General features: G+C 60.1%; 19 protein-coding genes and 1 riboswitch. Of the genes, 9 read left to right on the forward strand and 10 right to left on the reverse strand.

Annotated features, from left to right (window positions below; genetic code table 11):
- Nucleotides 1-27 precede the first annotated feature (27 nt).
- The 3 genes from rpoD to rpsU all read right to left on the reverse strand — a co-directional run bounded on the left by rpoD (nucleotide 28) and on the right by rpsU (nucleotide 4,127).
- Entirely contained in the window at nucleotides 28-1,869 is a 1,842-nt protein-coding gene (gene rpoD, locus ACJ8IJ_RS12760; protein ID WP_004937194.1) for an RNA polymerase sigma factor RpoD, read from the reverse strand.
- Nucleotides 1,870-2,026: 157 nt separating this feature from the next.
- Nucleotides 2,027-3,775 (reverse strand): DNA primase, encoded by a 1,749-nt coding sequence (gene dnaG, locus ACJ8IJ_RS12765; RefSeq protein ID WP_442518707.1) that lies wholly within the window; start codon nucleotides 3,773-3,775, stop codon nucleotides 2,027-2,029.
- A gap of 136 nt (nucleotides 3,776-3,911) precedes the next feature.
- Complete coding sequence (rpsU, locus tag ACJ8IJ_RS12770; protein ID WP_001144069.1) at nucleotides 3,912-4,127, reverse strand: 30S ribosomal protein S21; 216 nt, start codon at nucleotides 4,125-4,127, stop codon at nucleotides 3,912-3,914.
- 325 nt (nucleotides 4,128-4,452) lie between these two features.
- On the opposite strand from rpsU, the gene tsaD reads away from it, so the two are divergent.
- Entirely contained in the window at nucleotides 4,453-5,466 is a 1,014-nt protein-coding gene (gene tsaD, locus ACJ8IJ_RS12775; RefSeq protein ID WP_004937199.1) for a tRNA (adenosine(37)-N6)-threonylcarbamoyltransferase complex transferase subunit TsaD, read from the forward strand.
- Nucleotides 5,467-5,496: 30 nt separating this feature from the next.
- On the opposite strand, the gene plsY is transcribed toward tsaD, so the two are convergent.
- Nucleotides 5,497-6,135 carry a glycerol-3-phosphate 1-O-acyltransferase PlsY gene (gene plsY / locus ACJ8IJ_RS12780; protein WP_004937201.1) on the reverse strand — a complete coding sequence of 213 codons (639 nt, stop codon included), beginning with the start codon at nucleotides 6,133-6,135 and terminating at the stop codon, nucleotides 5,497-5,499.
- Nucleotides 6,136-6,242: 107 nt separating this feature from the next.
- On the opposite strand from plsY, the gene folB reads away from it, so the two are divergent.
- Both folB and bacA read left to right on the forward strand, forming a co-directional pair.
- The gene (folB, locus tag ACJ8IJ_RS12785) at nucleotides 6,243-6,602 is read left to right on the forward strand and encodes a bifunctional dihydroneopterin aldolase/7,8-dihydroneopterin epimerase (protein ID WP_015379095.1); all 360 of its coding nucleotides are present in this window, start codon (nucleotides 6,243-6,245) and stop codon (nucleotides 6,600-6,602) included.
- A 133-nt stretch (nucleotides 6,603-6,735) separates the two neighbouring features.
- Complete coding sequence (gene bacA / locus ACJ8IJ_RS12790) at nucleotides 6,736-7,560, forward strand: undecaprenyl-diphosphate phosphatase (RefSeq protein ID WP_015379094.1); 825 nt, start codon at nucleotides 6,736-6,738, stop codon at nucleotides 7,558-7,560.
- Between the two features lie 39 nt (nucleotides 7,561-7,599).
- Here the strand turns inward: bacA and ACJ8IJ_RS12795 are convergent, their stop codons facing one another.
- Together ACJ8IJ_RS12795 and ACJ8IJ_RS12800 are read right to left on the reverse strand one after the other, a co-directional pair.
- Entirely contained in the window at nucleotides 7,600-8,844 is a 1,245-nt protein-coding gene (locus tag ACJ8IJ_RS12795; protein ID WP_416604564.1) for a multifunctional CCA addition/repair protein, read from the reverse strand.
- 122 nt (nucleotides 8,845-8,966) lie between these two features.
- Nucleotides 8,967-9,587 carry a TIGR04211 family SH3 domain-containing protein gene (locus ACJ8IJ_RS12800; protein ID WP_004937209.1) on the reverse strand — a complete coding sequence of 207 codons (621 nt, stop codon included), beginning with the start codon at nucleotides 9,585-9,587 and terminating at the stop codon, nucleotides 8,967-8,969.
- A 278-nt stretch (nucleotides 9,588-9,865) separates the two neighbouring features.
- Between ACJ8IJ_RS12800 and ACJ8IJ_RS12805 the strand changes: the two genes are divergently transcribed.
- From ACJ8IJ_RS12805 to hldE, 3 genes are all read left to right on the forward strand, one after another.
- Nucleotides 9,866-11,173 (forward strand): CYTH domain-containing protein, encoded by a 1,308-nt coding sequence (locus ACJ8IJ_RS12805; RefSeq protein WP_442518706.1) that lies wholly within the window; start codon nucleotides 9,866-9,868, stop codon nucleotides 11,171-11,173.
- Between the two features lie 45 nt (nucleotides 11,174-11,218).
- The gene (glnE, locus tag ACJ8IJ_RS12810) at nucleotides 11,219-14,056 is read left to right on the forward strand and encodes a bifunctional [glutamate--ammonia ligase]-adenylyl-L-tyrosine phosphorylase/[glutamate--ammonia-ligase] adenylyltransferase (protein WP_442518705.1); all 2,838 of its coding nucleotides are present in this window, start codon (nucleotides 11,219-11,221) and stop codon (nucleotides 14,054-14,056) included.
- Between the two features lie 77 nt (nucleotides 14,057-14,133).
- Nucleotides 14,134-15,564 (forward strand): bifunctional D-glycero-beta-D-manno-heptose-7-phosphate kinase/D-glycero-beta-D-manno-heptose 1-phosphate adenylyltransferase HldE, encoded by a 1,431-nt coding sequence (hldE, locus tag ACJ8IJ_RS12815; protein ID WP_442518704.1) that lies wholly within the window; start codon nucleotides 14,134-14,136, stop codon nucleotides 15,562-15,564.
- Between the two features lie 51 nt (nucleotides 15,565-15,615).
- Here hldE and ubiK read toward each other — a convergent pair whose 3' ends face one another.
- Nucleotides 15,616-15,891: a ubiquinone biosynthesis accessory factor UbiK gene (gene ubiK, locus ACJ8IJ_RS12820; RefSeq protein ID WP_004937216.1), complete on the reverse strand. Its 276-nt coding sequence runs from the start codon at nucleotides 15,889-15,891 to the stop codon at nucleotides 15,616-15,618.
- Nucleotides 15,892-16,036: 145 nt separating this feature from the next.
- Nucleotides 16,037-16,197: riboswitch (FMN riboswitch) on the forward strand.
- Nucleotides 16,198-16,306: 109 nt separating this feature from the next.
- On the opposite strand from ubiK, the gene ribB reads away from it, so the two are divergent.
- Nucleotides 16,307-16,960 (forward strand): 3,4-dihydroxy-2-butanone-4-phosphate synthase, encoded by a 654-nt coding sequence (gene ribB, locus ACJ8IJ_RS12825; protein ID WP_004937218.1) that lies wholly within the window; start codon nucleotides 16,307-16,309, stop codon nucleotides 16,958-16,960.
- Nucleotides 16,961-17,013: 53 nt separating this feature from the next.
- On the opposite strand, the gene ACJ8IJ_RS12830 is transcribed toward ribB, so the two are convergent.
- On the reverse strand, nucleotides 17,014-18,546 hold the full coding sequence (locus tag ACJ8IJ_RS12830; RefSeq protein WP_442518703.1) for an alkaline phosphatase: 1,533 nt from the start codon (nucleotides 18,544-18,546) through the stop codon (nucleotides 17,014-17,016).
- Nucleotides 18,547-18,871: 325 nt separating this feature from the next.
- On the opposite strand from ACJ8IJ_RS12830, the gene ygiD reads away from it, so the two are divergent.
- On the forward strand, nucleotides 18,872-19,654 hold the full coding sequence (ygiD, locus tag ACJ8IJ_RS12835) for a 4,5-DOPA dioxygenase extradiol (protein ID WP_442518702.1): 783 nt from the start codon (nucleotides 18,872-18,874) through the stop codon (nucleotides 19,652-19,654).
- Between the two features lie 48 nt (nucleotides 19,655-19,702).
- Here ygiD and ACJ8IJ_RS12840 read toward each other — a convergent pair whose 3' ends face one another.
- A complete protein-coding gene (locus ACJ8IJ_RS12840) occupies nucleotides 19,703-20,863 on the reverse strand; it encodes a glutathionylspermidine synthase family protein (RefSeq protein ID WP_442518701.1) in 1,161 nt (386 codons plus the stop codon).
- A 3-nt stretch (nucleotides 20,864-20,866) separates the two neighbouring features.
- Nucleotides 20,867-21,529 carry a DUF1190 family protein gene (locus tag ACJ8IJ_RS12845; RefSeq protein WP_015379087.1) on the reverse strand — a complete coding sequence of 221 codons (663 nt, stop codon included), beginning with the start codon at nucleotides 21,527-21,529 and terminating at the stop codon, nucleotides 20,867-20,869.
- Nucleotides 21,530-21,882: 353 nt separating this feature from the next.
- On the opposite strand from ACJ8IJ_RS12845, the gene ACJ8IJ_RS12850 reads away from it, so the two are divergent.
- Nucleotides 21,883-22,983 carry a glycerol dehydrogenase gene (locus ACJ8IJ_RS12850; RefSeq protein WP_442518700.1) on the forward strand — a complete coding sequence of 367 codons (1,101 nt, stop codon included), beginning with the start codon at nucleotides 21,883-21,885 and terminating at the stop codon, nucleotides 22,981-22,983.
- The last annotated feature ends 16 nt before the right edge of the window (nucleotides 22,984-22,999 follow it).

Consider the following 22,999-nt stretch of genomic DNA (forward strand, 5'->3'; position numbering starts at 1 on the left):
TTTTTGTTTTTGGTGCGGCAGCCGGACTTAGTCGTCCAGGAAGCTGCGCAGCACTTCGGAGCGGCTTGGGTGACGCAGCTTGCGCAGCGCCTTGGCTTCGATCTGACGAATACGCTCACGGGTAACGTCAAACTGCTTGCCGACCTCTTCCAGCGTGTGGTCGGTGTTCATGTCGATGCCGAAACGCATGCGCAGCACTTTCGCTTCGCGCGCGGTCAGGCCGGCCAGCACGTCATGGGTGGCGGAACGCAGGCTTTCCGAAGTCGCAGAATCCAGCGGCAGCTCGAGGGTGGTATCCTCGATGAAGTCGCCCAGATGCGAATCTTCGTCGTCGCCGATCGGCGTTTCCATCGAGATTGGCTCTTTGGCGATCTTCAGCACTTTGCGGATCTTGTCTTCCGGCATCAGCATGCGCTCGGCCAGCTCTTCCGGCGTCGGCTCGCGGCCCATCTCTTGCAGCATCTGGCGCGAAATACGGTTGAGCTTGTTGATAGTCTCAATCATATGCACCGGGATACGGATGGTGCGCGCCTGGTCGGCGATGGAGCGGGTGATAGCCTGACGGATCCACCAGGTGGCGTACGTCGAGAACTTGTAGCCGCGGCGGTATTCGAACTTGTCTACCGCTTTCATCAGGCCGATGTTGCCTTCCTGGATCAGATCCAGGAACTGCAGGCCGCGGTTGGTGTATTTCTTGGCGATAGAAATAACCAGACGCAGGTTGGCCTCAACCATCTCTTTCTTCGCGCGGCGGGCTTTCGCTTCACCGATCGACATGCGACGGTTGATGTCTTTGACCTGCTCGATGGTCAGGCCGGTTTCTTCCTCGATCTGACGCAGTTTCTGCAGGCTGCGCTGCACGTCTTCAGCAACGTCTTTCAGCTTTTCCGACCATGGCTTGGCCATCGCCAGCGCCGCTTCGAACCAGGAATCGCTGGTTTCGTTGCCGGCGAACAGGGTGACGAAGTTTTTCTTCGGCATTTTGCACTGTTCAACGCACAGCTTCATGATGATGCGTTCCTGGGTGCGAACGCGGTCCATCATGGTGCGCATGCTGTTGACCAGGAAGTCGAACTGTTTCGGCACCAGGCGGAACTGCTTGAACACTTCAGACAGCTTCAGGATCTCGTCCGCGGCGCTGGCGTGGCTGCGGCCGTTTTTCTTGATCACCAGGCGGGTCGCTTCATACTGATCGCGCAACTCGGCGAACTTCTGACGCGCCAGCTCAGGATCGATGCTGTTATCGTCTTCGGTGTCGTCGTCTTCGTCGTCTTCATCTTCTTCGTCGTCGTCTTGCTCTTCGCTCGACAGTTCAGAACCGATGTGAGTGGCGGTTGGGGCGATGTCCTCTTCCGCGTTAGGATCGACGAAGCCGGTGATCAGATCGGACAGGCGCGCTTCACCCGCTTCGACGCGATCGTACTGCTCAAGCAGGTAGGTGATGGCTTCCGGGTATTCGGCAACCGAGCACTGTACCTGGTTGATGCCGTCTTCGATGCGCTTGGCGATGTCGATTTCGCCTTCGCGCGTCAGCAGTTCGACGGTACCCATTTCGCGCATGTACATGCGTACCGGGTCGGTGGTGCGGCCGATTTCGGATTCCACGCTGGACAGAACCTGTGCGGCGGCTTCTTCCGCATCTTCGTCCGTGCTGTTCGAGTTTTCGGCGAGCAGCAGGTCATCGGCGTCCGGTGCTTCTTCCATCACCTGGATGCCCATGTCGTTAATCATCTGGATGATGTCTTCGATCTGATCGGAGTCGACGATATCTTCCGGCAGATGGTCATTGACCTCAGCATAGGTCAGATAGCCTTGCTCCTTACCACGGGTGACAAGTAGCTTCAGCTGTGACTGCGGGTTTTGCTCCATAAGACGGTATCCACACTTCAGAGTATTTAGGTTGGTGTCGGTCGGCGAAACCGCCAACAATAGCATTTGGGGCGTTTTCGTTATCGCCGCGGCCCACTATGGCGGCACTGTGCAGGGCTCTGCCCTCGCAATTATCGGCACTTAAGCCGTTTGGTATTCAGTTTTTCTTCGCTAAAACCTGGTTGAGGGAACGGACTTCTTCACGTTCCTCCGGGCTCAGGCCGCGCGTTCTGGCCTGGGCGATCAGCGTTTCCAGCCGTTGCTCGAGCACCGAGTCGTACAGGCTGGCCAACGTATCCAAAAAGGTCTGCTCGACCATGTCCTCAACGATCATATGGTTCCAGGTCGCCAAGGTTTCAAGCTGCTGGCTGAATTTGTTGTCGCGATACAGCTCCAGCAATTGCCCGGTCGTCAGGCCCGGCTGCGCCAAACAGGTCTGCACCAGTTCGACGAACAGCGGCAATCCCGCCTGTTTGGTCTGCTCCAACCCTTCCAGCGAAGGGATAAGTGTAGCCAACTGCGGATTTTGCACCAGTAACCCTATCAGTATACGCATGGTTGTGCGTTTTAGCTGGGGCGCCTGATAAGGATTCGCATTTTCAGCCTGCTTGGGCATCAGCTTGTCGAGCTGGCTGTCGTCCAGCAGCCCCAGCTTGTTGCCGAGCTCCTGGCGCAGGTACAAGCGCAACGTTTCGCCCGGCACCTGAGTAATCAGCGGCAGCGCCAGCGTGCTCAGCTTGGCGCGCCCGTCCGGGCTGCTTAAATCCACCTGCGGCAGCAGGCTTTCGAACAGGAACGTGGACAGCGGCTGCGCCTGCTCCATTCGCTGCTCGAAGGCTTCTTTGCCTTCCTTGCGCACCAGCGTGTCCGGATCTTCGCCGTCGGGCAAAAACATGAACCGCAGCTGGCGCCCGTCATTCAGGTACGGCAGCGCGGTTTCCAGCGCCCGCCAGGCCGCTTCGCGGCCGGCGCGGTCGCCGTCGTAACAGCAGACGACGTTGTCGGTGGCGCGGAACAACAGCTGAATGTGTTCCGCCGTCGTCGAGGTGCCGAGCGAGGCGACGGCATAATCGATGCCGAATTGCGCCAACGCCACCACGTCCATATACCCTTCCACTACCAGCAGCCGCTGCAGGTTAGGGTGGTTCTGCTGTGCTTCATACAGGCCGTACAGCTGGCGGCCCTTATGGAAAACTTCGGTTTCCGGCGAGTTCAGGTACTTCGGCATACCGTCGCCCAGCACGCGGCCGCCGAAGGCGATCACGCGCCCGCGCTTGTCGCGGATGGGGAACATCACCCGTTCGCGGAAACGGTCGTACGAACGCCCCTGATCGTTAGTCACCAGCATGCCGGCATCGTTCAATGCGCGGCGCGAGTCGGCGTCGCGGCCGAAACGCTTCAGGGCGTTGTCCCATCCCGCCGGCGCGAAGCCGATGGCGAAATGGCGAATAACGTCGTCACTTAACCCGCGCTGCTGCAAATAGTTGCGCGCCGGCGCCCCGGAGGACTGCTGCAGTGACTGTTGATAGAACGCGCTGAGCTGTTCCATCAGTTGGTACAGGCTCTGGCGCTGATGGCGTTCGATCTGGGTTGGCCCGGTGCCCGCTTCGTAAGGCACTTCCAGCCCGTGCATAGTCGCCAGTTCTTCGATGGTTTCGACAAACTCGAGTCGGTCGTAATTCATCAAAAAGTCGACGGCGTTGCCGTGCGCACCACACCCAAAACAGTGATAAAACTGCTTTTCGCCATTAACGGTAAAGGAAGGCGTCTTTTCGTGGTGGAACGGACAGCACGCGTGATAGTTCTTGCCTTGCTTCTTGAGCTTCACGCGGGCGTCGATCAAATCGACGATGTCGGTGCGAGCCAGCAAGTCATTGATAAATACGCGCGGAATTCGTCCAGCCATAAGCCCTTACTTCATTAGCCTATAAACGAGAACAAGCCGCGCATTCCTTTCGGAAAGCACGGCCTTCGTATGCAACTACTCGGTCTGCGCGATTTTGAAAATCAGAAATTCACGCGGTGGGGTTGCCCCCGAAGAATTAATACAGACGAGTGCGGCGTGCGTTTTCGCGAGCCAGTTTCTTCGCGTGACGTTTCACAGCAGAAGCTTTAGCGCGTTTACGTTCGGTAGTTGGTTTTTCATAAAACTCACGACGACGAACTTCAGCTAAAACACCTGCTTTTTCGCAAGAGCGTTTGAAACGACGCAGAGCAACGTCAAATGGCTCGTTTTCACGTACTTTAATTACCGGCATGTGCCTCTCACCTCAATAAAATTCGGTTTGTTGCTGGCCAAGCGCCAGCCTTTTCAAAATGGTGCGGAATTTTACTCCAATGGATGCTGCTTTGTAAAGCATCACAGCAAATTGAAACCCGCGTCGCTCTGCCGCAACGTGCGCAATTTTGCACCGGGCGCTGATTATAGACTAATCAGAAAAAAATGCTCGTGTTTAATCGCTCAGGCATTTTCTGGATGAATCATCGACATAGGCGCAAGCCGGTGACAAGATGCGCGGCGCCGGCGGTAAATGCGGCGGAATGTGGTAGACTGGCGGCCGCACGTGAATGATGGGAAATGTAATGCGAGTACTGGGTATAGAAACGTCCTGCGATGAAACCGGAATTGCAGTGTATGACGATCAAACCGGTTTGTTGGCCAACCAATTATACAGCCAGGTGAAACTGCACGCCGACTACGGCGGCGTGGTGCCGGAACTGGCCTCCCGCGATCACGTGCGCAAAACCGTGCCGCTGATTCAGGCGGCGCTGAAAGAGGCCAACCTGACCCCGGCCGATATCGACGGCGTGGCTTACACCGCCGGGCCGGGCCTGGTGGGGGCGCTGCTGGTCGGCGCAACCGTGGGGCGCGCGCTGGCGTTCGCCTGGAACGTGCCGGCGGTGCCGGTGCACCATATGGAAGGCCACCTGCTGGCGCCGATGCTGGAAGACAACCCGCCGGCGTTCCCGTTCGTCGCGCTGTTGGTCTCCGGCGGCCACACCCAGCTGATCAGCGTCACCGGCATCGGTGAGTATGAGTTGCTGGGCGAGTCGATCGACGACGCGGCCGGCGAAGCGTTCGACAAAACCGCCAAGCTGCTCGGTCTGGATTATCCCGGCGGGCCTATGCTGTCGAAGATGGCGCAGCAGGGCACGGCGGGGCGCTTCACCTTCCCGCGGCCGATGACCGATCGTCCGGGGCTGGACTTCAGTTTCTCCGGGCTGAAAACCTTTGCCGCCAACACCATTCGCTCCAACGGCAACGACGATCAGACGCGTGCCGACATCGCCCGCGCCTTCGAGGATGCGGTGGTGGATACGCTGGCGATAAAATGCAAACGCGCGCTGGAGCAGACCGGCTTCAAACGCCTGGTGATGGCCGGCGGCGTGAGCGCCAACCGCACGCTGCGCGCCAAACTGGCGGAGATGATGCAGAAACGCGGCGGGGAGGTGTTCTATGCCCGCCCGGAATTTTGCACCGACAACGGCGCGATGATCGCCTATGCCGGCATGGTGCGCCTGAAGAGCGGCGCCAACCCGGAGCTGAGCGTTTCCGTGCGGCCGCGCTGGCCGCTGGCGGAACTGCCTGCGGTATAAAGCAAAGGGCCGGATTATCCGGCCCTTCTGTTATTCCTCTCTCGGCTGGTCGCCGTTATCCGCGTCGTTTTTCTTCTTGCGGAACTTGCCCCAGATCTTGCCTTCCTGGCCGCGCCACAGGCGCTGAATATTGTCGTGATGCCGCATCAGGATCAGGCAGGAGAGCATCGCTACCGGGAAGGTGAACTGCGGTTTGAACCACCAGACGTAGAACGGGGCGATCAACGCGCTGACGATGGCGCCGAGCGAAGAGTAGCCGCTGAGCAGCACCGTCAACAGCCAGGTGCCGGTCATCAGGCCGGTCAGATCCCAGCCGATAGGTGCGATGGCGCCAAACGCCGTCGCCACGCCTTTACCGCCGCGGAAGTGGAAGAACACCGGATAGATGTGCCCCAGGCAGGCGGCGATCGCCGTCAGGCCCAGATATAGCGGCGGCACATCGAGTTTGTAGGCCAGCCAGACCGGCAGCATCCCTTTCAGAATATCGAACACCAGCACCGCCGCCGCCGCCAGCCGGCCGCCGATGCGCAGGACGTTGGTCGCCCCGGGGTTTCCTGAGCCATGTTCACGCGGATCCGGCAGCCTGGCGATCCGGCAAACCAGGATCGCGCTGGAAATCGAGCCGCACAGATACGCGAAGATAATCATGCCAAGCGCGGTAGCACTCATAACGCGGTTCCGTTTAATAATGGTCGTTTTACTCGCAACATCTATGGATAATACGCACATTCCGCTGGAAGTGGTATCCGGCAAGGCCAAAAACAGAGAATGACGTGATGGATATCGTATTTATTGAAGAGCTTACCGTAATTACCACCATTGGCGTTTATGAGTGGGAACAGGGCATTCGTCAGAAGCTGGTGTTCGATATCGAAATGGGCTGGGATAACCGGCCGGCCGCCGCCAGCGACGATGTAAATGACTGTCTGAGCTATGCCGATGTCAGCGACGCCGTGATCCAGCATGTTGAATCGAACCGGTTCGCGCTGGTGGAGCGCGTGGCGGAGGAAATATCCGAAATTTTGCTTCAGCGCTTCAATTCCCCGTGGGTCCGTATTAAGGTCAGCAAACCGGGCGCTGTAGCACATGCCAATCGGGTCGGCGTGATCATTGAGCGCGGCACTCGTCCCGCATGATTTTATGTCATCTGCTTGCAACGAAAGACCGTTAATCTGGTCTTAATCCTGAGAATTGTTTTAGCGGCATTGTATTTTAAGCACTGCCGCTTTTTTATGTGATGGCCGTTATTTTATGGGGTGAGCGAAGCACATGGCTGACATGCATTCACTGTTTATTGCGTTTGTTCTTGGGGTTGTCGAAGGGTTAACCGAATTTCTGCCGGTGTCTTCCACCGGGCATATGATTATCGTTGGCGAGTGGCTGGGTTTTACCGGCGACAAAGCCAAAACCTTTGAAGTCATCATCCAATTGGGGTCTATCCTGGCCGTGGTGGTGATGTTCTGGCGCCGGTTGTTCGGCCTGATCGGCATCCATTTCGGCGGCAAGCCAGTGGAGCACGAGGGCAAAACCAGCGGCCAACTGAAGCTGGGGCATATCCTGCTGGCGATGATCCCGGCGGTGGTGCTGGGTCTGGTATTCCACGATGTGATTAAATCGCTGTTCGCGCCGAAAAACGTGATGTACGCGTTGGTCGTCGGCGGCCTGCTGTTGCTGGCGGCGGAATGGCTGAAGCCGAAGACACCGAGAGCGGAAGGGCTGGATGACATCACCTACCGCCAGGCGTTCATGATCGGCTGCTTCCAGTGCCTGGCGCTGTGGCCGGGTTTCTCCCGTTCGGGGTCCACTATCGCCGGCGGTATGCTGGTGGGCGTAAACCGCTATGCGGCGTCCGAGTTCTCCTTCATCCTGGCGGTGCCGATGATGATTGGCGCCAGCGGTCTGGATCTGTACAAGAGCCTGCACTTCCTGACCTGGGGCGATCTGCCGATGTTCGCCGTCGGTTTCGTTACTGCCTTCGTGGTGGCGCTGATTGCGATCAAGACCTTCCTGTCGCTGATCAAACGCATCTCGTTCGTGCCGTTCGCCATCTACCGCTTTATCGTGGCGGCCGTGGTTTACATGGTATTCCTGTAAGCCCGATGGCAAGAAAAAACCCCGCTCTGCGGGGTTTTTTTATGCCTGATCGTTGAGGATGGTTTGGTTGAGCTTCCAGTCGGCCAGCGCCTGTTGGCGGCGGCGTTTGAGCTCATCGCGGATCGCGGTGCCCTGCAGCCCGCTGGCTACCACCTCTTTAATCGATACCGCGTTCGCCACCTGATACGCCTGGCGCAGATAGTCGCCCTGCGGATAAGGATTCTCCTCAAAGCCGGTGCGGCCGCGCGCGTCCGCTTCGCTGGTCAGGATCATCTGCTCCAGCCTTTGGGGCTTGCGCCAGACGTCGATGGCGTCGAACAGCTTCAGCAGGGTCTCCGGCCGCAGCTTGTTCACGGTGTGGATCAAATCATGGTACTCGGCCACCAGCTTGCTCAGATCGCGCACCGGATTGGGCACCCGCAGCCGTTGGCATAGCGCTTCGACCAGCCGCACGCCCGCCGGGCCGTGGCCGTGGTGATGCGGCCAGAACTCTTTTGGCGTCAATCCTTTGCCGAGGTCATGACACAGGGTGGCGAAGCGTACGTCCACCTCGGGAGTGAGGCGGGCGGCCATCGCCAGCGCCATCAGCGTATGCACGCCGGTGTCGATCTCCGGATGCCACTTGGCGGGGGCCGGCACGCCGAACAGCGCGTCGATTTCCGGGAACAGCACCGCCAGCGCATCGCAGTCGCGCAGCACCTGAAAATAGACCTGCGGGCTCTGGCTTTGCAGCGCCTTTTCGGTTTCTTTCCAGACGCGTTCGGCGGTCAGCGCGGCCAGTTCACCGCTGTGCGCCATCCGGCGCATCAGGGCCAGCGTTTCGTCGGCGATGCGAAAACCCAGATGGGCGAAGCGAGCATTGAATCGCGCCACGCGCAGTACGCGCAGCGGATCCTCACCGAACGCGTCGGAAACGTGGCGCAGCACGCGCGCCTGCAGATCGGCCACGCCGCCGTAGGGGTCAATCAGTTCTCCTTCGGCGGAACGAGCGATGGCGTTGAGGGTCAGATCGCGCCGCAGCAGATCTTCTTCCAGCGTGACGTCCGGCGCGGCATAGCAGGTAAAACCGGTGTACCCCTGGCCGGATTTGCGCTCGGTGCGCGCCAGCGCGTACTCCTCATGAGAATCGGGATTGAGGAACACCGGGAAATCTTTGCCGACCTGCTGATAGCCCAATGCCAGCAGCTCCGCCGGCGTGGCGCCCACCACCACCCAATCATGATCGACCACCGGAATGTTGAGCAGGCTGTCGCGAACGGCGCCGCCGACCAGATAAATCTGCACTGTTGACTCCTGAATATCGTGTAAGGCTCTGTCTATCAGATTACATGAATTGGCCGCGGGATGTCGGCGCCAATGAAAAAGGCGCCCGCAGGCGCCCAAACTCAAACTGAACGATACTGAGATCAGTTCATCCAGCGATTGTTGTTCTTGCGACGCGGGATCAGGTGCGGCAACAGCAGGCCCAGCAGCAAACCGACGCCGGCGACGCCGCCGCCGTACATGAACCATTGCAGGATAATGGTGCGCTGCTTGTCGTCGAGTTGCAGGTTGACGGCGTTGACCTTCTTCTGCGCGACCACCAGCTGGTTTTTCAGATCCTGGTTTTCCTTCTGCAGGCTGCTGATGGTGCTGTCGCTGCCTGCGACTTTTTCCTGCATTTCCGCCGTGCGCTGGTTCCAGGTGTTGTCGATGTTGGCGAGCTTGTCGGTCAGGGTTTTCACCTGCTGTTCCAACTCCGGCACGCGGGTGCGCAGGCTTGGCGTCTGGCTGAGTTGGTCGAGCGGGATCCAGGTGGTGCGGCCTTTCGGATCGCGGATCTGGCCATAGTTGGTGCTGTCGTTGACGCTCAGCAGGGTCACTTCTTCACCGGCGTTCAGAGTGCCGACAATACGGTACTGATTACCTGGGCCGCTATGGACGTAAGTGCTTAACTCATCGGAGATATAGCGTTTATCTTCGGCATGTGCGGCCCAAGTGATGCTGAAGCTCAGCGCGGCAAGGAAAATCAGGCGTAATTTCTGCATTAGTTCATCGTTTCTGGGTGAATTTATGGAACGATAGTAGAGGGTTCAGTCTGACGACGCAACGCCAAAACCGGAATGAGAACTATCTTACTGTGGCTGATTCTGTGAGTTGCGCAGCGTTTTATAACGTAACAGGTTTTTTCTACAGTTAGCAGGGTTAAGGCGCCGGGAATCGCGGTAAGATAACGGCAACTGTGCGTCAGTGGGCAGCATACGGCGGGCCGAGCGCGTCGCGCTGAAACAGACGTGAATGCATAACTTATTGGTGTTAAAGAATTATGACCGTTGAAATTGAACTGAAATTCATCGCCGCGCCGCAAGCGGTGGCCGCTCTGCCACACTGGCTCGCTGCCTGGCCGCATCAGCATTCCGCGCCGCAAAAGCTGACCAACATTTACTTCGAAACGGCCGACAACTTCCTGCGCAGTCACGACATGGGGCTGCGCATTCGCGGTTTCGACGATCGCTATGAGATGACCATCAAAACCGCCGGTAAAGTGGTGGGCGGGCTGCACCAGCGCCCGGAATACAATGTCGCTATCGCCGAGCCGCAGCTGGCGTTGGCGCAGTTTCCTGCCGACATCTGGCCGCAGGATTGCGATATCGCGGCGCTGCAGAAGGCGTTGCAACCGCTGTTCCGTACGGATTTCGTGCGTGAGAAGTGGGTGGTTACTTACGGCCAAAGCGAGATAGAGATTGGCCTGGATCAGGGAGAAGTGCGTGCTGGTGGCCTCAGCGAAGCCTTGAGCGAGATAGAACTGGAACTGCTGAAAGGCAATACCGCCGATCTGCTGGCGTTGGCCGGTGAGCTGGCGGCGCACGACGGGCTGCGTCAGGGCAGCCTGAGCAAGGCGGCGCGCGGTTACCACCTGGCGCAGGGCAATCCGCCGCGTGAGGTGCGCCCGCTGCGGGTGCTGAAGCCGGCGGCGAAGGCGACCGTGGAGCAGGGGATGATCGCCGCCTTCGAGCTGGCGCTCAGCCACTGGCAGTACCATGAAGAGCTGTGGCTGCGCGGCGACGCGCAGGCGCGCGCTTCGGTGATTGAGGCGGTTGGCACGATCCGCCAGGCGCTGGTGATCTTCGGCGGCCTGGTGCCGCGCAAGGCCAGTGCCGATCTGCGCGCTCGCCTGACCGAGCTCGAACCGCTGTTGACGGACAAAACCGCGCAACCGGAGATCCTGTGTTACAGCGCGGTCTACCTGCAATGTAAGTTGGCGCTCACATCATGGCTGGTGAGCGGCGCCTGGCGGCCGTTTATCGACGCCAAAGCGCAGGCCAAGCTGGACGGTTCTTTCAAACGCTTCAGCGACATCATGCTGGGGCGCAGCGGCGCGGAGCTGAAAGAGGCCTTCAGCCGTACGCTGAACGAAGATGAATATCAGGAACAATTGCCGCGCCTGACGCGTCAGATTTCGGCGCTGGTCCTGCTGTCGGGCGCTTACCCCGACGAGCAGACCGGGCCTTATATCGACGCCTGGCGTGAGCTGCAGGCGGCGCTGAGCGAGCGCCGCCAGGGCTGGTATGAAGCCAGCCGCAAACAGGCCTTATCGCATGCGCCATTCTGGTTAAACGGCGCGCTTCGTTAATCCAGCCGGCCCGCCAGTCGTGGGCCGCAGAACGGGTCATACACTATGTCGCCACTTTCAGCCGCGTTACAGGCTCAGGCACAGCAGGTTGTGCAGCGTTTTCAGGAAGTTCACGGCGCGGACTGCGCCTTTAGCGAGCAGGAGCAGTGGGTGCTGGCGTCGAGCGATTTCGTCAGCGACGCGCTGCTCGCCCAGCCGGCCTGGCTGGCAACGCTGCGCGAACAGCCGCCGGCGCCCGGTGAGTGGCAACACTATGCCGCCTGGTTGCAGGACGAGCTGGAAGAGGTGCGCGACGAAGTGCAGCTTATGCGCACGCTGCGTCTGTTTCGCCGCGAAACGCTGGTGCGGATCGCCTGGGCGCAGGCGCAGGGGCTGTGTTCGACCGAAGAAACGTTGCTGCAGCTGAGCGGGCTGGCGGAGACGCTGATCGTCAGCGCGCGCGACTGGCTGTACCAAACCTGCTGCCGCGAATGGGGCACGCCGTGCAACGCCGCCGGCGAGCCGCAGCCGCTGTTGATCCTCGGCATGGGCAAGCTGGGCGGCGGCGAACTGAACTTCTCGTCGGACATCGATCTGATCTTCGCTTACCCGGAAAATGGTCAAACCCAGGGCGGGCGGCGCGAGCTGGATAACGCCCAGTTCTTCACCCGCCTCGGCCAGCGGCTGATCAAGGCGCTGGATCAACAGACCATCGATGGCTTCGTCTATCGCGTGGACATGCGGCTGCGGCCGTTCGGCGACAGCGGCCCGTTGGTGATGAGCTTTGCGGCGCTGGAGGATTACTACCAGGAACAGGGGCGCGACTGGGAGCGCTATGCGATGGTAAAGGCGCGCCTGATGGGCGGGGCGGAAGACGCCTACAGCCAGGAGCTGCGCAAAACGCTGCGCCCGTTCGTGTTCCGCCGCTACATCGATTTCAGCGTCATCCAATCTTTGCGCAACATGAAGGGCATGATCGCCCGCGAAGTGCGGCGGCGCGGTCTGAAGGACAACATCAAGCTGGGCGCCGGCGGCATTCGCGAAATCGAATTCATCACTCAGGTATTCCAGCTGATCCGCGGCGGCCGTGAACCGGCGTTGCAGGGGCGTTCGCTGTTGCCGACGCTGCAGGCGGTGGGTGAGCTGGGGCTGCTGGAAAGTGAGCAGGTGCGGGCGCTGAGCGCCGCCTACCTGTTCCTGCGGCGGCTGGAGAACCTGCTGCAGGCGATCGGCGATCAGCAAACCCAGACGCTGCCGCAGGAGGCGCTCGATCAGGCGCGCTTGGCCTACGGCATGGGGTTGGCGGATTGGCCGGCGCTGATGGCGGCGCTGGAGGTGCACATGCAGGCGGTGCGCGCGGTGTTCGACGACCTGATCGGCGACGATAGCCCGGATGTCGGTGAAGATCCCGACTACCAGCACTACCACAGCCTGTGGCAGGACGCGCTGGAGGAGAGCGAGCTGGCGCCGCTGACGCCGCACCTCGATGAAGAGGGGCGCCGACAGATGCTGCGCACCATCGCCGATTTCCGCCACGACGTCGACAAACGCACTATCGGCCCGCGCGGCCGCGACGTGCTCGATCAGCTGATGCCGCGCCTCCTGGCGGAGGTATGCCCGCGCCAGGACGCCCCGACCGCGCTGGTGCGGCTGGCGCAGCTGCTGCTCAGCATCGTCACCCGCACTACCTACCTCGAGCTGCTGGTGGAGTACCATGCGGCGCTCAGCCATCTGATCCGCCTGTGTGCCGCGTCGCCGATGGTTGCCAACCAGCTGTCGCGTTACCCGCTGCTGCTGGATGAGCTGCTTGATCCGGCCACGCTGTATCAGCCGGTGGCGCTGGACGCCTACCGCAGCGAGCTGCGGCAGTATCTGCTGCGGGTGCCGGAAGACGACGAAGAGCAAAAGCTGGAGGCGCTGCGCCAGTTCAAACAGGCGCAGCAGCTGCGCATCGCGGCTGCGGATATCGCCGGCGCGCTGCCGGTGATGAAAGTGAGCGATCACCTGACTTATCTGGCTGAGGCGATCATCGACGCGGTGGTGCAACAGGCCTGGAGCGACATGGTGGCGCGCTACGGCCAGCCCACCCATTTGCAGGAGCGGGAGGGGCGCGGCTTTGCGGTGATCGGCTACGGCAAGCTGGGCGGCTGGGAGCTGGGTTACAGTTCCGATCTCGATCTGGTGTTCCTGTTGGATTGTCCGCCGGAGGTGATGACCGACGGCGATCGCTGCATCGACGGCCGTCAGTTCTACCTGCGGCTGGCGCAGCGGGTGATGCATCTGTTCAGCACCCGCACTTCTTCCGGCATTCTGTATGAGGTGGACGCGCGCCTGCGGCCTTCCGGCGCTGCGGGGATGCTGGTCAGCACCGTCGAGGCGTTCGCCGACTACCAGCAAAACGAAGCCTGGACCTGGGAGCATCAGGCCCTGGTGCGTGCTCGCATCGTGCATGGCGACCCGGCGCTGCATCAGCAGTTCGACGCGATCCGGCGCGAGATCCTGTGCAAAACGCGCGATGCGCAGACCCTGAAGCGTGAAGTGCGCGAGATGCGCGAAAAGATGCGCAACCATCTCGGCAACAAACAGCGCGATCTGTTTGATATCAAAACCGATGAGGGCGGCATTACCGACATCGAATTTATCGCCCAATATCTGGTCTTACGCTATGCGCCGGGCGAACCGCGCTTGACGCGTTGGTCGGACAACGTGCGCATCTTCGAGCTGATGGCCAATTACGACATCATGCCGGATGAAGAGGCACGCGCGCTGACCCAGGCCTATGTCACCATGCGCGACGAAATCCACCACCTGGCGCTGCAGGAACATTCCGGCAAGGTCGGCAGCGAGCTGTTTGCCGCCGAGCGCGAGCAGGTGCGCGCCAGCTGGGCCAAATGGCTGGATTAATACCTTTTTGCGGGTATTCCGGCGGTCTGTGGTAATATCTGCGCCACTAAAATTTTGTTCTTTTTTGGAGTTATCGGATGAAAGTTACGCTGCCTGATTTTCGCCGCGCCGGTGTGCTGGTGGTCGGTGACGTCATGTTGGATCGCTATTGGTATGGGCCGACCAGCCGCATTTCACCGGAAGCCCCGGTGCCGGTGGTCAAGGTCGATACCATCGAAGAGCGTCCCGGCGGCGCGGCTAACGTGGCGATGAACATCGCTTCGCTGGGCGCCACTTCCCGTCTGGTGGGCCTGACCGGCATCGACGATGCGGCGCGGGCGCTGAGCGCCAAACTGAATGAAGTCAACGTGCGCTGCGACTTCGTCTCGGTGCCGACCCATCCGACCATTACCAAGCTGCGCGTACTGTCGCGCAACCAGCAACTGATCCGTCTCGACTTCGAAGAAGGCTTCTCCAACGTTGATCCGCAGCCGATGCTGGAGCGCATTCAGCAGGCGCTGCCGCAGATCGGCGCGCTGGTGCTGTCCGATTACGCCAAGGGGGCGCTCAGCCAGGTGCAGGGCATGATCCAACTGGCGCGCGCCTCCAAGGTGCCGGTGTTGATCGATCCGAAAGGATCCGATTTCGAGCGCTATCGCGGTGCGACGCTGCTGACGCCGAACCTGTCCGAGTTCGAAGCGGTGGTGGGCCACTGTAAGGATGAAGCGGAACTGGTGGAACGCGGCATGAAGCTGGTAGCGGATTTCGAGCTGTCGGCGCTGCTGGTTACCCGCTCCGAACACGGCATGACGCTGCTGCAGCCTGGCGTTGAGCCACTGCACTTGCCGACCCAGGCACAGGAAGTGTTCGATGTGACCGGCGCCGGCGACACCGTGATCGGCGTATTGGCCGCCTCGCTGGCCGCCGGCAACTCGCTGGAAGAGTCCTGTTTCCTGGCCAATGCCGCCGCCGGCGTGGTGGTGGGCAAGCTCGGTACGTCTACCGTGTCGCCGATCGAGCTGGAAAACGCGGTGCGCGGCCGCGCCGAAACCGGCTTTGGCGTGATGACCGAAGCACAGTTGAAAAACGCCGTGGCGCAGGCGCGTCAGCGCGGTGAGAAAGTGGTGATGACCAACGGCATCTTCGACATTCTGCATGCCGGCCACGTCTCCTATCTGGCCAATGCTCGCAAACTGGGCGATCGCCTGATCGTGGCGGTGAACAGCGACGCCTCGACCAAGCGTCTGAAAGGGGAAAAACGCCCGGTCAACGCGCTGGAGAACCGCATGATTGTGCTGGGCGCGCTGGAAGCGGTGGATTGGGTGGTGCCGTTCGAGGAGGACACGCCGCAGCGCTTGATCGCCGACATCTTGCCGGATCTGCTGGTGAAAGGCGGCGATTACAAGCCGGAAGAGATTGCCGGCAGTGCGGAAGTGTGGGCCAACGGCGGCGATGTCAAAGTGCTGAACTTTGAAGACGGCCTGTCGACCACCAACATCATCAAAGCGATCAAAGACGGGCGCGGCTAACGCCGGGCAATCTAAAGAACAAGGGCGCGCGGTGCGCGCCCTTGGCGGGAATTATTCGTCTTCCTGCTTGGCGGCCGGCGCCGCGCTCAGCTTGCTTTCCAGCTCGGCCATGCGCTGCTCCAACAGCGCCAGCTTCTCGCGGGTGCGCAACAGCACCTGAGTCTGCACGTCGAACTCTTCGCGGTTAACCAAATCCAGACGGGTCAGCTGCGACTGCAGCACCTGACGGATTTTTTTCTCAACGTCTTCCCCGAATTCACGAACGCCTTTAGGCATGGACTCATGAACCTGGCGTGCGATTTGTTCGATTTTTTTCGGGTCAATCATGGCGTATCCCTTTCAGAGTTTAATAGCTGCCGCTTAGTGTAATGCGAGTTGCCCGCCGGATAAACCATTAAGCGCATTCGCCGTACGTGGCCGAATTGTGCTTTTGCCAATTGCCCTGTCTACCCATTAGCGTTATAGTCATCTTGCTTATTCTCAGGGCGGGGTGAAAGTCCCCACCGGCGGTAAATCACCTTCTACGGTGAAAGCCCGCGAGCGCTCAGCCAGCCTGTAAAGGCCGGTTAGAGGTCAGCAGATCCGGTGTAATTCCGGGGCCGACGGTTATAGTCCGGATGGGAGAGAGTAACGGTATCTGCCGGGCATGCGCCCGCTTGCGTTATTTTTTTAGCTATTGCTAGCTACTCCTCAAGATCGCCCTGGTTCTGGTAATCCATAATTTTTAATGAGGTTTTTTACCATGAATCAGACGCTACTTTCAGACTTCGGCACGCCGACAGAACGCGTTGAACGCGCGATCGACGCACTGCGCAACGGGCGCGGCGTAATGGTGCTCGATGATGAAAACCGTGAAAACGAAGGTGACATGATCTTCGCCGCGGAAACCATGACCGTTGAGCAGATGGCGCTGACCATTCGCCACGGCAGCGGTATCGTGTGCCTGTGCATCACCGAAGAACGCCGTCAGCAGCTTGAGCTGCCGATGATGGTGACCAACAACTCCAGCCAGTTCCAGACCGCCTTCACTGTGACCATCGAAGCGGCGCAGGGCGTGACCACCGGGGTTTCCGCTTCCGATCGCCTGACCACCATCCGTGCGGCGGTGGCAGACAGCGCCAAGCCGAGCGACCTGAACCGTCCGGGCCACGTGTTCCCGCTGCGCGCGCAGCCGGGCGGCGTGCTGAGCCGTCGCGGCCACACTGAAGCGACCATCGATCTGGTTTCCATGGCCGGCTTCAAACCAGCCGGCGTGCTGTGTGAACTGACCAACGACGATGGCAGCATGGCGCATGCGCCGGAAGTGATTACCTTCGCCAAACAGCACGACATGGTGGTGCTGACCATCGAAGATCTGGTGGCCTACCGCCAGGCGCACGAGAAAAAAGCCAGCTGATAGCCGGCCGCTTTCAACGATAAAAAAGCCGCGTAAAGCGGCTTTTTTTGTGGCTAGCGTTTTGACAGGCGCTCGCCGATGCGGCTGGCGTAATTCATCACGTGGAAGGTGTAGTTCTCCTCCACCGTACCCTGGAACAGATGCGCCCAGGGGCCGATGGCGTAGATGCCGAGATCTTCCCCGCCGTGCGTCTCGCTGTTCAGCGGCACCAGCGCCGGCTGAATAAAGTCGGGCGCGGTGGCCTGTTCCATGGTTAATGCCGGGCGCTCGGTCAGCGGGATTGTGCCGCCGGGGCCGTTGGCGAAGCCGACGGTGGTGTAAGGCTTGCCGTCGCTGCCCAGCCGCGGTTTGCCGTCGACGCCGACGGAAATACCGAGGATAGGATTGCCGCGCTTGGCATAGCCGGCGATGGTCAGCGTGTGGCTGTGATCGCCGGTCACGATCACCAGCGTGTCGTCCAGATTGACCTTGTCGACGATGGTTTTCACCGCTTCGTTCAGCGCGACCGCGTCGCTCAGCGTGCGGTAGGCATTGCCGTTATGGCTGCCGTGATCGATGCGTCCGCCCTCGACCAACAGCAGGTAGCCTTCGCGATTCCTGGCCAGAATATCGATGGCCTTGCCGGTCATTTCCGCCAGCGAAGGCTCTCCCGCCGCGTCTTGCCGCCGATCGTGCTCGAAGTTCATGTGCGACGGTTCGAACAGGGCCAACAGGTGGTCGACTTTGGTCGGATCGATTTTGTCGAACTGCACCTGATTCCAGACGTATTGCCCACGCTCGCCGTAGCGTTGCAGCCAGGCCTGCGTCAGGTCGCGGCCGTCCTTTCTGGCGCCTTTCTTGCCGGGATATTCCGGATCGCTCACGCTGTCGGGCAGAAAGTTGGCGCGCCCGCCGCCCATCGCTACGTTCAGGCCGTTGCCGTACTTCATTTCCACCAGCTGGCGCGCGATGTCGCGGCAGCCTGCGGCCAGGGCATCCGCCGGCATTTTGGCGTCAGACTCCCAGTCGCGATTGGCGATATGGGCATAGGTGGCGCCCGGCGTGGCGTGGGTAATGGTGGCGGTCGTCACGGCACCGGTGGACATGCCGAGCGTTGCGGCCATCTCCCACAGCGTGGTGACGGCCTTGGTTTGCTGATCCTCGCAGTTGTTGAGGGTAGCCGTATGGTTGAGGCCCATCAGATCGTTGATGGTTTTGACGCCGGTGGTCATCGCCACCGCGCTGGGCGCAGAGTCGGTGATTTGGGCGTCGGCGGAATAGGTTTTGGCCGCCGCCAGATAGGGGAAGGCCTCCCAGGCCAGCACGTTGGATTCGCCGTCCACGCCGCGCTGTTGCCCTTCAAAAATGCGGGCGGCGGTCACGGTGGAAAACCCCATACCGTCACCGACGACCAGAATGACGTTTTTGGCGCGGTTGGTGTTTGGCGTTTGCTTCAGCCGCTGTTGCAGCTGAGTTTGCGCCTGAATGAAGTAAGGATCTTCGCGCTGCGTCAGCTGCGCGTTGTCCGCCGCACCGGTGCTTGCCGTCCAGCCGGCGAGTAAGAACATGGAAAGCGCCAGGCGGGTTGCCAGTGTGAGTCTGAACATGAATTCCTCCTTGGTGAGACGTGATTCCCGTAGCGCCGACGGGCTGCCAACACCCTGTCGACTGACAGAGGAGTGTATCGACTGTGTTAACAAAAAATACATAAATTGTTCACAAATTAGATCTGTGTGGCAGTAATGCCATGGTATTCACGGAATTTATTAATTAATTGAAAAATATGTATTTTTTAACTTTCTGTTGGCCGGTGCATTTTTGCGCTTTTTAATTCAAATTTATTGAATATCTTCATCACGGTTATCCGGCTGTGTTGCTGCGGCAAAGCGCGTAATGTAACGCCATAGCACAATTTGAACTAAGGATCCCTCTATGAACACCTCTCGTATGCCGGCACTGTTTCTTGGCCACGGTAGCCCGATGAACGTGCTGGAAGACAACCGTTACACCCGGGCATGGCGTGCGTTGGGTGAGTCATCGCCGCGCCCGAAGGCGATCGTGGCGGTTTCCGCGCATTGGTATACCCGCGGCACTGCGGTCACCGCGATGGAAAAACCCAAAACCATTCACGACTTTGGCGGGTTCCCGCAGGCGCTGTTTGATACCCGCTATCCGGCGCCGGGCTCTCCCGCGCTGGCCGCGCAGCTGCAGCAAATTCTGGCGCCGGTGCCGGTAACGGCGGATCTCGGCGAGTGGGGATTGGATCACGGCACCTGGGGTGTCCTGATCAAGATGTATCCCGATGCTGACATTCCGGTGGTGCAGCTTAGCCTCGACGGCACGCAGCCGGCGGCCTATCACTATGAGCTGGGCCGCAAACTCGCCGCGCTGCGGGACGAGGGCGTGATGATCGTCGCCAGCGGCAACGTGGTGCACAACCTGCGCATGGTGAAATGGCAGGGCGATACCAGCGCCTACCCATGGGCGGAATCATTCAATAACTTTGTCCGGGATAACCTGCGTTATCGGGGCGATAACCATCCGCTGGTGGATTTCATGCGCCATGAGGGGGCGGCGCTGTCGAATCCGACGCCGGAACACTATCTGCCGTTGCTGTATGTGCTCGGCAGCTGGGATGGAAAAGAGGCCATCAGCGTGCCGATCGACGGTATCGAAATGGGGGCGCTTAGCATGCTGTCGGTGCAGGTGGGCTAAAGAAAAAACGCCAGTCAGAGACTGGCGTTTTTACCTTCAGTGGAGCGATCAGCCGAGGATGGTGTGCGGATAGAAGCGCGACAGATCCTGCGTGATCAGTTCGCGATCTTCGCGCAGGCCGATGCCGCAAGGTTGATCGTTCACCAGCCAGCTGCCGATCAGCGTGTAGCTGTCTTTGAACTTCGGCAGCGGATGGAACTGCTGCACGATCATGCCTTCTTCGCCGTACGGCCCATCGACGCGCGCCACTTCCTGACCGTTTTCGACGATCTGGATATTGGCGCCTTCGCGCGAGAACAGCGGTTTGGTGACGTAATGATCCATCGGCGGATGAACGTCTTGCGCGAAATAAGCCGGCAGCAGGTTAGGGTGGTTCGGGAACATTTCCCACAGCAGCGGCAGCAGCGCCTTGTTGGAGATGATGCTTTTCCAGGCCGGCTCCAGCCAACGCACGCCGGCGTCTTCCAGCTTGGTGGAGAACATCTCGCGCAGCATGAATTCCCACGGATAGAGCTTGAACAGGTTACCGATCACCTGATCCTGCAGATCGGTGAATTGACCTTTCTCGCCAAGGCCAATCTCTTCCATGAACAGGAACTCGGTCGGCAGACCGGCTTCCTGCGCGCAGTCCTGCAGATATTGCACCGTGCCGCGATCTTCTTCGCTGTCCTGGCAGCACGCCAGGTGCAGCAGGCCGAAGCCGTGATGCGCTTTCAGCTCGGCGAAACGCTCGATCAGCTTCTCCTGCAGGCTGTTGTACTGATCCGATTGCGGATCCAGCTTGCCGGCATTGATCTGATCTTCCAGCCACAGCCACTGGAAGAAGGCCGCTTCATACAGCGAGGTCGGCGTATCGGCGTTGTTCTCCAGCAGCTTCGGCGGGTTGACGCCGTCGTAGGCCAGATCGAGACGCGAATACAGCGACGGCTGGTTGGTGCGCCAGGAGCTGCGCACGAACTCCCAGGTGTGTTTCGGGATGCAGAACTTGGCCATCAGCTCGTCGCTGCCGACCACTTTCTCCACCACCTGCAGGCACATCTGATGCAGCTCGGCGGTGGCGCTTTCGATCTCTTCAATCTGCGCCAGCGTGAACTGGTAATAGGCGTCTTCACACCAGTACGGCTCGCCGTACATGGTGTGGAAACGAAAACCGAACTCGGTCGCTTTTTCACGCCAGTCCGGGCGCTCGGTAATAGCAATACGTTTCATGCATCAACCGCCCATGCTGCGAGAGCCGGAGTTGGAGGTGGCACTGCTGCGCTGCATGCTGGTCTGCTTGGCCACGGTCTCGCCGAAGCCACCGCGGGTAACGGTATTGGTGACCGCAGGCTTCGGCGCCATGGCAGTTTTCGGCACCGTCATGGTGCGGCCGCCGGCGGTGGCCGGGCCGTAGCTCTTGCCGCTGGCGTCGACAAACTTGCCGTTCGCCGGGCTGGCGGCATTCTTGGAGGTGAACAGCGGCTGCTGCGCGAAGCCGGAACCGCCCATCAGGCGGCCCATCATGTAGCCCGCCATCAGCGGCATCCAGAAGCTGCCGCTGCTTTGTGATTCCGCCGCCATGCCGGCCTGTGCCGGAGCCTGGGTGCACTGCGCTTCGCCGAACTCGGCGACGCAGTCTTCGCGAGTGGCGTATTTCGGCGCGGTTTTCGCCGCTTCTTTCAGGGCATTGTTGTAGGAGGTGGTGCACTGCTCGCTCATCGAAGGGTTGGCGCGCGAACAGTCATCGGCATTCTGATACAGGGAGACCGTTTCATCGCTCTTCTCGCAGCCGGCCAGCATAAAGACGGCGCTGATCGCCAAGGCCACGGGCGCGACACGGTAGCTGCGCCAGGATTTGCGGAACGTCTCTTGGTTGATGTTTTTTGTCCGTTTCATCGTTATCAATCCCATCATGCGGGCTGTTTTCGCCCTTTCCCAGTAGTGGCGCTAAGGATAGGGGAAACATGGTCAAAATTAAAGCTGAAACGCCCGCAGAATCCACTCTTTACGCAGTTATACGTTGGGGTGTGCGCCAGTTCGCTTTCGCGGCGAAAAAACGCGCGTTGGCGTTTCATCATGAAACGTTATCGCTATGATGATGTTCCATAATGGAACAAAAATCGCGTGGCTCGCCAGGCGGGCGGCAGGCGCTCATAGTCGAAGCACAACAACAAGCCGGCGGCGAAGCCGGCGCGTCATCACCTGATATCTGAACGTTACCATCGCCAACTCCCTACAAGGATCCGGTTATGTTGAGAATCATCCAGTCACCAGGCAAATACATTCAGGGCGCCAATGCGCTGTCCGCCGTCGGCGAATACGCCAAATCCCTCGCCGACCATTATTTCGTGATCGCTGACGACTTTGTGATGCAGCTGGCGGGCGACACCCTGATGGGCAGCCTGCAACAGCACGGCGTGAAACATCATGCGGCCCGCTTCAACGGCGAGTGCTGCCGTAAAGAGATAGACCGCCTTGGCCGCGAGCTGCAGACCCACGGCTGCCGCGGGGTGATCGGCGTCGGCGGCGGCAAGACGCTCGACACCGCCAAGGCCGTCGCCCACTACCAACGGCTGCCGGTGGTGCTCATTCCCACCATCGCCTCTACCGATGCGCCGACCAGCGCGCTGTCGGTTATCTACACCGAACAGGGCGAATTCGCTGAATACCTGATCTACCCACGCAACCCGGACATGGTAGTGATGGACAGCGCCATCATCGCCAAAGCGCCGGTGCGCCTGCTGGTAGCCGGCATGGGCGACGCGCTCTCCACCTATTTCGAAGCGCAGGCCTGCTTCGACGCGCAGGCCACCAGCATGGCCGGCGGCAAATCGACGCTGGCGGCGCTCAGTCTGGCGCGGCTGTGCTATGACACGCTGCTGGCCGAAGGGGTAAAAGCCAAACTGGCGGTCGAGGCCGGCGTGGTGACGGAAGCGGTGGAACGCATCATTGAGGCCAATACGTATCTGAGCGGCATCGGCTTCGAGAGCAGCGGGCTGGCGGCGGCGCATGCCATTCACAACGGTTTCACCGTGCTGGAGGAGTGTCACCACCTGTATCACGGCGAGAAAGTGGCGTTCGGCACCCTGGCGCAACTGGTGCTGCAGAACAGCCCGATGGAGCAGATTGAAACCGTGCTGGCGTTTTGTCATGACATCGGCTTGCCGATCACGCTGGCGCAGATGGGCGTCACCGGCGATGCGATGGCGAAGATGATGGCGGTGGCCGAGGCCAGCTGCGCCGCGGGTGAAACCATTCACAACATGCCGTTCAAGGTCACCCCTGCCGGCGTGCAGGCGGCGATCCTGACGGCGGACAGGCTGGGCGCCGCCTGGTTGCAGCGTCATTGATACCGTTGGGGCGCGG

Source organism: Serratia sp. CY40230, assembly GCF_052168835.1.
In the GTDB taxonomy this organism is placed as follows: domain Bacteria; phylum Pseudomonadota; class Gammaproteobacteria; order Enterobacterales; family Enterobacteriaceae; genus Serratia; species Serratia nematodiphila.